General features: G+C 70.5%; 11 protein-coding genes and 1 pseudogene. 7 read left to right on the top strand and 5 right to left on the bottom strand.

Annotated elements, in window-relative coordinates:
- Positions 1–719: AMP-binding protein (locus ACGFK0_RS10865; protein WP_392902823.1), on the bottom strand; the 719-nt coding region annotated here is incomplete at its 3' end.
- On the bottom strand, positions 719–1930 hold the full coding sequence (locus tag ACGFK0_RS10860) for a CaiB/BaiF CoA transferase family protein (RefSeq protein ID WP_392902820.1): 1212 nt from the start codon (positions 1928–1930) through the stop codon (positions 719–721). The genes ACGFK0_RS10865 and ACGFK0_RS10860, both read right to left, overlap by 1 nt.
- A 33-nt stretch (positions 1931–1963) precedes the next feature.
- On the opposite strand from ACGFK0_RS10860, the gene ACGFK0_RS10855 reads away from it, so the two are divergent.
- Entirely contained in the window at positions 1964–2566 is a 603-nt protein-coding gene (locus ACGFK0_RS10855) for a uridine kinase (protein ID WP_392902817.1), read from the top strand.
- A gap of 863 nt (positions 2567–3429) precedes the next feature.
- Here ACGFK0_RS10855 and ACGFK0_RS10850 read toward each other — a convergent pair.
- Entirely contained in the window at positions 3430–4086 is a 657-nt protein-coding gene (locus ACGFK0_RS10850; protein ID WP_392902814.1) for a helix-turn-helix transcriptional regulator, read from the bottom strand.
- 139 nt (positions 4087–4225) lie between these two features.
- Here ACGFK0_RS10850 and ACGFK0_RS10845 point away from each other — a divergent pair, with 139 nt between their 5' ends.
- The 4 genes from ACGFK0_RS10845 (at position 4226) to ACGFK0_RS10830 (ending at position 7339) form a co-directional block, all read left to right on the top strand.
- On the top strand, positions 4226–4717 hold the full coding sequence (locus ACGFK0_RS10845) for an ATP-binding protein (RefSeq protein ID WP_392902813.1): 492 nt from the start codon (positions 4226–4228) through the stop codon (positions 4715–4717).
- Positions 4714–5451 (top strand): tetratricopeptide repeat protein, encoded by a 738-nt coding sequence (locus ACGFK0_RS10840; protein WP_392902810.1) that lies wholly within the window; start codon positions 4714–4716, stop codon positions 5449–5451. The genes ACGFK0_RS10845 and ACGFK0_RS10840 overlap by 4 nt, the downstream gene beginning before the upstream one ends.
- Before the next feature lie 8 nt (positions 5452–5459).
- The gene (locus ACGFK0_RS10835; RefSeq protein ID WP_392902807.1) at positions 5460–5804 is read left to right on the top strand and encodes a hypothetical protein; all 345 of its coding nucleotides are present in this window, start codon (positions 5460–5462) and stop codon (positions 5802–5804) included.
- Between the two features lie 113 nt (positions 5805–5917).
- Positions 5918–7339 (top strand): DUF222 domain-containing protein, encoded by a 1422-nt coding sequence (locus ACGFK0_RS10830; protein WP_392902805.1) that lies wholly within the window; start codon positions 5918–5920, stop codon positions 7337–7339.
- Between the two features lie 177 nt (positions 7340–7516).
- On the opposite strand, the gene ACGFK0_RS10825 is transcribed toward ACGFK0_RS10830, so the two are convergent.
- Complete coding sequence (locus tag ACGFK0_RS10825) at positions 7517–8296, bottom strand: WD40 repeat domain-containing protein (protein ID WP_392902803.1); 780 nt, start codon at positions 8294–8296, stop codon at positions 7517–7519.
- Positions 8297–8391: 95 nt separating this feature from the next.
- On the opposite strand from ACGFK0_RS10825, the pseudogene ACGFK0_RS10820 reads away from it, so the two are divergent.
- Positions 8392–9221, top strand: a pseudogene (locus tag ACGFK0_RS10820) (DDE-type integrase/transposase/recombinase).
- A 39-nt stretch (positions 9222–9260) separates the two neighbouring features.
- Here ACGFK0_RS10820 and ACGFK0_RS10815 read toward each other — a convergent pair.
- The gene (locus tag ACGFK0_RS10815; protein WP_392902800.1) at positions 9261–9788 is read right to left on the bottom strand and encodes a hypothetical protein; all 528 of its coding nucleotides are present in this window, start codon (positions 9786–9788) and stop codon (positions 9261–9263) included.
- On the opposite strand from ACGFK0_RS10815, the gene ACGFK0_RS10810 reads away from it, so the two are divergent.
- Entirely contained in the window at positions 9779–10237 is a 459-nt protein-coding gene (locus ACGFK0_RS10810) for a PPOX class F420-dependent oxidoreductase (RefSeq protein ID WP_392902798.1), read from the top strand. The two genes, ACGFK0_RS10815 and ACGFK0_RS10810, sit on opposite strands and share 10 nt — an antisense overlap.
- Positions 10238–10333 lie beyond the last annotated feature (96 nt).

Here is a 10333-nt window from a genome sequence, read left to right as displayed (position 1 = left end):
GCGGTGCGGAGAGCCCGCGCGGTGGAGGGTTCCGCCGCCGTCCTCGACCAGACGGTGGGGACGCCGAAGAACAGGCTCCCGCCGTCGTCCTGCGCCGCGGCGGCGTACGCCTCGGGTCTAGGGCGTCCCGTGTGGACGAGCGGCGACCCCACCCGGAGGGCTCCCAGGACCCCGAGGACGAGACCGTGCACGTGGAAGAGGGGCAGACCGTGGACCAGGACGTCGTCGGGGGTCCACTCCCAGGCTTCGGCGAGGGCGTCCAGCCCGGCGGCGATCGCGCCCCGCGAGATCAGGACGCCCTTGGGGGCACCGGTCGTCCCGCTCGTGTAGAGGATCATCGCGGTCGCGTCCGCGGCGGCGCCGGCGCCCGTCCGTTCGCTTCCGTTGCGCGGGAGCCCGTCGACCGGGATGAGGGGCGGTTCCCCGTCCGCCGGCCGCGTGCCGCTCGCCGCAAGCAGCAGGCTCGCGCCCGAGTCGCCCAGGATGTGCGCGCGTTCGGCGGGCCCGGAGTCCGGCGGCAGCGGCACGACCGGGACGCCCGCGAGGACACCGCCGACGACCGCGGCGACCGTCTCCAGGGACGCGGTGGCGTGGACGGCGACGGCGTCCGCGCCCCGGATCTCCGCGGCGACGGCCGACGCCCATCCGAGCAGTTCGTCACGCGCCAGTTCCCGCCCGTCGATCCGCACCGGGCCGCCCGACTCGCCGAGCAGGTCCATCACTCGCCCCTCTCCGCCTCGTCAAGCCCGTCGCGTTCGTCAAGCCCGTCGCGTTCGTCAAGCCCGTCGCATTCGTCGAGCCAGGCCATCACCGCGTCATTGTGCTCGCCGAGCAGCGGCGGCGCGGAGTGCTCGCGCGGCGGCGCCCCGTCGAACCGCAGCGCGGGCCCCGGCAGCTCGATCCGTCCCAGCTGCGGATGGTCGACCTCGACGACGAGCCCCTGCGAGCGGGTCTGCTCCCACTCGTACACCTCGTCGATCGACCGGATCGCCCCGGCCGGGACGCCCGCCTCGTTCAGCCGCGCCAGCCAGACCTCACGGGTGTCGCCGCCCAGGACCCGCTCGATGTCGCCGGTCAGCTCGGCGCGGTTGGCGGATCGGTCCGGGATCGTCGCGTACCGGGGGTCGCTGGGGTCGAGGCCGACGACCGCCGCGAACCGGCGCCACAGGTTCTGGTTGGCGACGCCGATCTGGATCTGCCCGTCCTTGCAGCGGAACGTCCCGTACGGGGCGATCGACGGGTGGTCGTTGCCGACCGACTCGGGGACGTCGCGGGCGACGGTCCAGCGCGTCCCCTGGAACATGTGCGCGCCGACCACCGAAGCCAGCAGCGACGTGCGGACGACCGCGCCGCGCCCGGTGCGCGCCCGCTCGTACAGTGCGGCCAGCACCCCGGCCACACCGTTGCCCGCTGCGAGGATGTCGGCGATCGACAACCCGACCTTGCTCGGCGTGCCGGGCGGCCCCGTCACGCTCATGATGCCCGCCTCGCCCTGCACGATCGCGTCGTAGCCGGGACGTCCGCCCTCCGGCCCTTCATGCCCGAACCCCGTGATCGACAGGACGATCAGGCCCGGGTTCAGCTCGTGCAGCCGCTCCACCGGGAAGCCGAGCCGGTCGAGGACGCCCGGCCGGAAGTTCTCCACGAGCACGTCGGCGTGCCGCACCAGCCGCGCAAGGGTGTCCTTGCCGCCGGCGGCCTTCAGGTCGAGGGTGATCGACTCCTTGTTGCGGTTGATCGACAGGTAGTAGGTGCTGACCTGCTCGTCGCCCGCGAACGGCGGCCCCCAGCCCCGCGTCTCGTCACCGCCGCCGGGCTGCTCCACCTTGATCACCCTGGCGCCGAGGTCGGCGAGCGTCATCGTGGCCTGCGGACCCGCCACCACGCGGCTGAGGTCGACGATCACAACGTCTTCGAGCGGTCCGGGCAAGGACGTCCTCCTTCGGGGGCGGCACCTGGAAGTATGCCGTCCGTGCCGGACGCCACCCTGACGTACCCCGCGCTCGCCGTGCGCCTGCTCGCACTGCCGCCGTCCTGCGGCCCCGTGCGGCTCGTCGCGGTCGACGGCCCGAGCGGCGCCGGCAAGTCGACGTTCACCGACCACCTGGCCGCCGTCCTCTCGGGCGCGCCGGTCGTGCGGTCGGACGACTTCCGGGTGCCCTGGGACGCCGACCCGCTCACCTGGTGGCCGCCCCTCCGCGACACGGTCCTGACACCCCTCCGGGACGGCCGTCCCGCCGTCCTGCGCCGCTACGACTGGCACCGCGACCGCTACGGCCCGGAGGAGGAGATCCCGCCCGCGCCCGTCGTCGTACTCGAAGGCGTCGGCGCGGCCTGGGCGGAGTCGCCGGCCGCCTACCGCATCTGGATCGACGCGCCCCGCGACCTCCGCCGCGCCCGCGCCCTCGACCGCGACGGCCCCGAGTACGCCGGCGCCTGGGATGACTGGGCCACCCGCGAGAACGCCCACTTCGCCGCCGACGCCACCCGCGACCGCTCCGACCTCTTCGTGGACGGCACCACCTTCACCCATCACCGCTTCTCGACCTGCTCCGGCCCCTCCTGACCGCGCGGCCCGGCCGGCCCCCGGCCCGCACCGCCCTCACCCGGCACCGTTTCCGGGCACCCGGGTGTACCTGAAGTGCGCTCGGGCCGAGGGGGACAGCAGAATCCCGACAGGGGTGATCTGGCCGAGCAGCACGAGCGACATCACGGTGAACCGCCATGCCCAGCACGATCAGGCCGATGTTGGCGTAGACCTGGTGGTCGTCCAGGAAACCGATCTTGTGAGTGAGGCCCCACAGGTGGGGCCCTCTGCCGGTGAGTTCCCGCATGAGCCCGCCGACGCCCTGGGCGAGCAGGACGAAGCACAGGAAACCGAGAAGACCCTTCATGGCCCGAAGCTAGACAGCCCGTTCCGGGGCCGCCATCGGTCGACGGGATCGACCGGTGCAGACCAAAGTCGCGGATCACGTCCTCGTCTGTCATCCGACGGTCTCGCCTCCGCGCCGCAGTGCACGAACGCGGCAGGTGCCGAAGTAGGTTCCCGGATTATGCGCCGCGCCACCCGGGACTGGCTCATCGACATCGGCCTCTTCCTCCTCGCCGCGGGCTTCTCCGTGATCGCCTTCGACACGGCGACGCAGGGCGTGGGGACCGCACGGGTGATCGCCGACCAGATCACGGGCGCGCTGGCCTGCGCAGCGCTGTCCCTGCGGCGGCGGTGGCCGGTGCCGGGACAGCGCGCACCAGGCGCTGGAGGATCTCCGGGAGGTCATCGGCGTCCTTCGCGCGCCCGAGGACCAGGGGCGCCCGCAGCCGACCCTCGCCGACCTGGACCGGCTGGCGGAACGCGATCTTCGGGGAGGGCCTTCACACCGATACGTTCGAACCTAGTCGAAAAGTCCTTCACCTCGATGGGGCTCTCGATCAAGCGTCCGCCGTGTTGGGCGCCTGCGTAGGCGGCGTCCCGCTCTTCCAGACAGATGACTTGGAACGGCCCGTCAATCCTTGGTGAGCGCCGGCCGCAGTCGGCACGATCCGCATGATGACGTTCTGGCGGCTCGCCATGTCGAGCAAGTGCTCCAGTTGATGCTTCATGACCTCGGGACCACCGATGGGAGATGCCATAACGCTCTCATCCACGAGCATCCACAGCGTAGGTGGGTCTGGGCGCTCCAAGATCAAGCGCTGCCGCTCCACACGCATGGCGATCCCGGCCTCGATGTCCGTGGTCGTCTCCGTTTCGAGGAGCGCGCGGATGTATCCCTCAGTCTGGAAGGGGCGGGGTATCGCCTTCCCGTGGTAGGTCTTGATCGCCGTGGACCGCTTCTCGTACTCCATGCACTGACGCGCCCAGTCCGGGTCATGCGCCATTCGGGCAATCCACAGAATGAGCTGAAAAAGCAGACCCGTCCCGTAGCGCTTGTCGAGCAGCCGCATTTGATCGTCCTGAGGGCGGCGCCTGCCCGCCTCCAGGTTGGAAACAGTGGACCGAGCAGCGCCCATGATCTCGCCGCACTGAGAGAGCGACAGGCCGGCCTTCTCGCGCATGAAACGCATGAAGAAGGACAGGAAGTGCCACATCGAGACCCGAGGGTCCAGGGGTTCGCGAACGGGGGGGCATCGCGTCTCCTTGGTTTTCAGATTTCGAGTACAGCAGAAGGTTAGACATAACTCGTGATCCCTGTCGCAGGAAATCGGAAACCGAGACAAGGACGGGACGATGGTGATGACGGTGACCGTGGACTTGATCATCCCACTTTTCGGCACACCGGCTTCAGTGGGGCTCGCACGCACACTTGTCGACGCGCGAATCCGCAAATGGAACTACTTTCACATTCTGGACAATGCGCTTCTCGTCGTCTCGGAACTCGTCACCAACGCGGCCGAGCACACGCCGCACAAGGAGCTGCGCCTCCGGCTCAGCCGGGACGCGCAAGGGATCGTCATCGCCGTCTGGGACGGCAGCCCCGACCTGCCCCGAGTCAAGCCGAAGGTCGATCTCACCCTCGAAACCCTCGGCCTCTCCGAGGACGCGTTCGACGACAACGGCGGCCGGGGTCTGCAGATCGTCCGGGCACTCTCGGCCGCATGCGACGTGACCCGCGACCCCAACGCGGGAAATGGGTATGGACCCGGATCGTCCCGTGAAATGGGCACCTTTCCCTCGAAACCGACAAGTCAGAGAAATCACTTCAGTAGGTTGGCGGGATGAGCGTTGACGACAGGCTCTCCGAGGGGATCGGACCGGCGGCGGTGATCGCACTGAAGCAGGCGGCGGCCGAGGACGACACGGACGCCGCACCCGCCTGGTGTGCGCGGCTGGCCCGGTTCGGACTGGTCGAGGAAGCCCGGGACCACTTCCGTCCGGTGGCCGAGGACGGCGACCTCGCGTCCGTCAAGTGCATGGTGTGGCTCGCCTGGGAGGCGGGCCGGGACGGCGACGCCGTCACCTGGCTCGGCCGTGCCGCCCAGGACGGAGATCCATGGGCGATGTACGAACTGGGACTGTCCCTCCCCGAGGAGGCGGAGCGCTGGTATCGCCGCGCGGCGGAGGCGGGTCACGTCCCGGCGATGAACAACCTGGGTTCCGTCCTCAGCCGCACCGGTCTCCGGGAGGAGGCGATGGACTGGTATCGGCGCGCCGCCGAGGCCGGTTTCGACATCGCGATGAACAACCTGGCCATCCAGTACGTCCTCCAGGGGAGCCACGCGGACGCCGAGCGGTGGTTCCGTGAGGCCGCCACCGCCGGCGGCATTGATGGGATGGCCAACCTCGGACGCCTGAAGCTGGAGGCGGACGACCTTCCGGAGGCGGAGTCGTGGCTCACCGCCGCGGCCGAGAAGGGGCATGCCGGCGCCGCGGAACTGCTCGCCGGCCTGCTGACGCGAACAGGGCGTGCGGACGAGGCCGAGACCTGGCGGGCACGAACGGCCGCCCGGCAATGATGATCAATGTGGATCGCGGCAGCGTCGCCATGGGCGACGATGCCCTCCCCCACGCCGAGACGATCGATCTGCCGCCCGAGACGTCCCTGTCCGACGTGGTCGCGTACCTCCTTGACCGGCACTTCCTCGCCTCAATCGCGAGCGGCGAGGCCACGTGGATTCTCGTCGCCGACAGTCCCCTGGCGGTCGTGGCACAGCAGTGGGACGAACCGCGTTATCTCGTCGACTCGTCACGGCCGATCAACTCGTTCGGTGCGGACGGCCGTGTCTCGTTGATGTTCCGGTACTGGAAACAGCACGACCCCGACCATGTCTTCGAGGAACTCGCCGCCGGACGCGAACCCGGGCGCTGAGGCGGCCGAGCGCGAGGACTTCGATGGGCCGCCCTCCTCGCCTGTCCAGAGGGACTCAATATTCTCACCTCCGAATGCGAACACGCTCTGTGTTCGTTCGATAACATTGGAGCATGTGTTCGACTGAGATCATCGATGTGGCGTCGATGTCCACCACCCGGCTGGTGGACGCGGCGGCCTCGATCGCAGCCGAACTCGCCCGCCGGGACGCACCCGACTCCCCGGCGGAGTGCATGCGGGCCGCCGAGACCCTCGCCGCCGCCACCGACCGGCACGAGAGCGTCCTCGCGGGGCTCATCGGCCTGGTGGACGCCGCCGGTGAGATGCGCCGCTGGGGCTACCCGTCCTCCCGTGCCTGGCTGCGCTCCCGCCTCGGCATGCGCGAGGCCCGCGCGAAGGAACGTCTCGCTCTGGCTCGCCAGCTCCACCGCCTGCCCAAGGTCGGCGATCTGCTCGCCTGCGGGGGCCTGTCCTACGGGTACGCCGCCACCGTGGCCGGTGCCGTGACCCGTCTGGACGATGACGACTGCGCCGCCGCCGAAGAGATCCTGCTCGATCTGGCCGGGAAGGGGTTCTCCGCCGGTAAGGTCGCCGCGTTCGGCACCCGGATCACCGACCTGATCGCCGAACGCGACGGCACCGAGAAACCCGACCCCGAATCCCGGCGCGGCTACGAACGATCCTGGATCGACTCCACCCGCTCCCTGGACGGCGGCCGCTACGTGAAGGGCTGGCTCAACGCCGAAGACGCCGCCATCTGGGACGGCACCCTCGCGCCCCTGGCCAAACCAGCGGGGGCCGACGACCGCCGCGACCTGTCCGAACGCACGGCGGCGGCCCTGACGCACGTCCTGTCGGGCGGACATCGCGCCACCAAGGTCACCGTCCTCTGCGACCTTGACACCCTCACCGGCGGCACGACCCCCGCACGCCTGACCGACGGCACCCCCATCCCGGCCGCCCAGGCGCGGCGCATCGCCCTCAACGCCGGCGTCTCAGCCCTGATCCTCGGCCGGGGCAGTCTTCCCCTCTACCTCGGGCACACCGTCCGGCTCGCCACCGCCGCCCAGCGTCGCGTCCTCGAAGCCCTCTACCCCACATGTGCGGTCGAAGGGTGCGAGGTCCCCGCCACCCTGTGCGAAGTCGACCACGTGCATGGCTGGGCGCTGGGCAACAGCCCCACGGACATCGACAAACTCGCCCCCTGCTGCGGCTGGCACAACCGACACAAACACGCCAACCCGGCACAGATTCGCATCACCCGGGGTGCCGACGGACGCTACATCTACCGCCTCCACACCCCCGATTACCGCCCCCACAGCCCCGATGACGCACCCGGCCACCGTCCACCACCGGCGCCTCCCCCCGCAGTCCCCCAGCCTCGGGAACCGGACACGCCAACCAACGTGGGACCAGTGCCGCACGAACCCCTTGCCGCACCCGCCGACCGCATTCGCCGACGCCGTACACCCCGGCCCCCTCCACCCCGAACCAGGCTCCAACCCCGAGGCCAACGCCAAACCGCCGGTCCCTAGAAACGAACAGCCGCACCTGCATCCGCTCAACCCCAGGTCCAAGCCCGGCCCCGGTCATGTCCAGCCCGGCCCCAGGCCAGTCCCCAGGCCAGTCCAGGCCGGAGACGCCTCGGTCGGCTCTGCTGAGGGGTCGCGTGTCTCGCTATCGGTCTCGTCGCTATACCCATATCGAGCCCATCACGGCGCCGAGAGCCTGAGACCGACTGGTGGCTCGTCTGGCAGGCCGACGCGGAAGAGATGGATCTGGTTCTCGACGATGGCCGCCAGCCGAGCGCCGTCGGGCGACCAGGCCAGGGCTTGGGCACTGATCCCAGCCTGCATGGGGTCCTTGGTCGGGCGCCGCATGATGAGCTCACGGTCGGCGACCCGGTAGATGTCCGGTGTGCTCTTCCGCTCATCGTTCCAATCCTCGCTCGCCACGGCCAGGTACGCGCCGTCCGGGCTCGCCGCCACAGCGTTCAGCCAGTCGCCTGGCACGGCGATGGTGTCCAGGGCCCGGCCGGTGGCGGGCTCGATCACGTGCACCTTCGAGCCGTGCGCGACGAACATCCGGGGCTCGTCCGCGCTGAAGGTCACGCGCGTTACCCGGTCGGCGGATCCGTCACCGAGCCACACCGTACGCTCGGGCGTGGACCGCCCGGAGTTGAAGTCCACCCGATCGCCGACGCCGTACTCGACCCGGAAGCGGCCGGTGCGCGAGCGTGCGCGGCCCGGCTGCACCGCAATGTCGATCTCGGTGTCGGCGTCGAGGTCGTAGGCCCACGGGAGAACCTCGTCGTCCTCGTCCTCCTTGAGCGTGACCACGTGCCGCCCGGGCACCCACATGACATCCCGGCCGGCCGAGACGGGTGTCACGCGGAGACGTTTGGACCGGTCTGCCGTGTCGTAGACGGCCAGCTCGCCGTCTTCGCTGGTGACGGCGAGAAAGCGGCCGTCGTCGGAGAAGGCCGGCACCACGATGTCGTCGAATGGTCGGAGCCGGCGAACGGAGTGAGGACGGCCTCCGGTTTCCTGAGATCCGGCACGTGCGGGGCATCCTCGGCGCGCAACCGGTGGGTCGGGTCCGGGTACCACCCGGTCGCCCAGCTAAGGCCGGGCCAAAGACCAAACGCTGGGCCGACAGGTACCGGGCCGAGGGTGCGGCCGGCATGGCCGACCGGTCCTGTCGGCCGCGTCACAGCCCGTCCCGCACCCCGCAGTCGATGGTCCGCAAGATCGTGCACCTGCGGTGGAAGCAGCGGCTGGGCCCGGGCAGGGCACGTGGACGTCAAGAAACTCGGCAACATCCCCGACGGCGGCGGCTGGGGTTCGTCGGCCGGGTCCAGGGCGAACGCAGCCGTGAGGCCACCGCCCGCCGCACCGGCGCCCGCAACACCCGCCGCGAACCGCGGGTCGGCACCGCGTTCGTGTACACCGTCATCGACGACCACACCCGCCTCGCCTACGCCGAGATCCACGACGACGAGAAGGCCGCCACCGCCATTGGGGTGCTCGGCAACGCCGTCGCCTGGTTCGCCGCCCGGGGCGTCACCGTCGAGCGAGTGCTCAGCGACAACGGCTCGGCCTACAAATCCCACGCCTGGCGCGACGCGTGCGCCCAGCTCGGCATCCGACCCAAGAAGACCAGGCCCTACCGGCCCCAGACCAACGGGAAGGTCGAACGCCCCCACCGCACCCTGGCCTGGCCGACGGCTGGGCCCTCGGCCGCTTCTACAGCTCCGAACAAGCCCGCCGCAAAGCCCTCCCAGCGTGGCTGCACTCTTACAATCACCACCGGCCCCACACCGCAACCGGCGGCAAACCACCCATCACCAGATTGACCCCGTCCCTGAGCAGTACACCTAGAACACCCTGGTCACCAGCCGCTTACGCCCCCCAGTGACAACCCCAGGGCTTGGGGACGTGATGCGGGCGCGCGGGGTCAGCCGTGGATCACGTGCAGGGTGGTGCCGGGGTCGCGGGTGAGGTGGTCCAGGTCAGCGGAGGTCGTGTCGTCGGCCGGAAAGTAGACGATCATGGTCTGGGTCTGAGCGTCGAGGACCTCGTAGGCCAGCCGCAGCTCTCCTACCCCGGGGTGGACGAGGCGCTCGACGCCCGTGCGGCGGGGTGTGGCCGGGGCGGCGTGGAGCCGTTCGGTGAACGGTGCGCCCGCCGTGATGGTCAGCTCTTCGACGAGATGGGTGAGGTACGGATCGTCCGGTGACGATTCCGCCCTGAGCGCGGCGACCCGTTCGTCGGCGACGCGGTCCCAGTCGGGGTAGGCGGTCCGGGCCCGCTCGTCGGTGAAGACGAACCGGGCCCGGTTCGGCGGCTCGCCGTCCAGCAGGCCGATGGGCCCGGCGAGCCGCTCGTAGCCAGGGGTGTGGGCCAGGGTGTCGCCGAGCCGGTTGAGGACCACCGCCGGGGCGGGATGAAGCCGGTCGAGCAGCGCCCGCACCGTTGGACGCACCTGGTCTTCGGGCGGCAGTCCTCCCGGGCACAGGACGTCGGCGCCCGAGGCACGGCCGGCTCCTCGGCCGCCTGGCCACCGTAGGACCCGGTGGCCGGCCCCACATCACGCCGGTAGGGGTCTTCTTCGATGCGGACGACCAGAGCATCGTGATCGGCGGCCACGCCGGCAGCGGCATGGCGGCGAGCAAGAAGTTCCGCGATGCCGAACGCAACCCCGAGGTCGCGTTCGCCGTGGACGACCTGGCGTCCGTCGATCCCTGGGCGCCACGCGGCATCGAGATCAGGGGGCGCGCGGAAACGCACCTCACCGGGGGCGAGGAGCTCGGCGAACGCATCGAGGCGGGCATGCCGTTCGACTCGGCGTGGATCCGTATCCGTCCACGCCGGGTCCTGACGCGCGGGATCGACACCGGCTCCTTCGAGCTGTCCGCGAGGGACGTCCCATGATGCGCCAGTCGCAGGCGCACCGCTCTGGACTGGGAGGGCGGGACGCCGTTCAGAGCTGGACGGCGGGACACCGCTCCGGGCCGGACGGCCGGACAC

Source organism: Spirillospora sp. NPDC048823, assembly GCF_043198445.1.
Taxonomy (GTDB): domain Bacteria; phylum Actinomycetota; class Actinomycetes; order Streptosporangiales; family Streptosporangiaceae; genus Spirillospora.
This window is presented reverse-complemented; position numbering and strand designations above follow the sequence as displayed.

What these genes read in the sequence shown, in the direction of transcription:
- ACGFK0_RS10855 (WP_392902817.1), top strand. Translation starts at nt 1,964, where the DNA reads ATGCCGTCCGTGCCGGACGCCACCCTGACGTACCCCGCGCTCGCCGTG.
- ACGFK0_RS10850 (WP_392902814.1), bottom strand. Translation starts at nt 4,086, where the DNA reads ATGTGGCACTTCCTGTCCTTCTTCATGCGTTTCATGCGCGAGAAGGCC.
- ACGFK0_RS10845 (WP_392902813.1), top strand. Translation starts at nt 4,226, where the DNA reads ATGGTGATGACGGTGACCGTGGACTTGATCATCCCACTTTTCGGCACA.
- ACGFK0_RS10840 (WP_392902810.1), top strand. Translation starts at nt 4,714, where the DNA reads ATGAGCGTTGACGACAGGCTCTCCGAGGGGATCGGACCGGCGGCGGTG.
- ACGFK0_RS10830 (WP_392902805.1), top strand. Translation starts at nt 5,918, where the DNA reads ATGTGTTCGACTGAGATCATCGATGTGGCGTCGATGTCCACCACCCGG.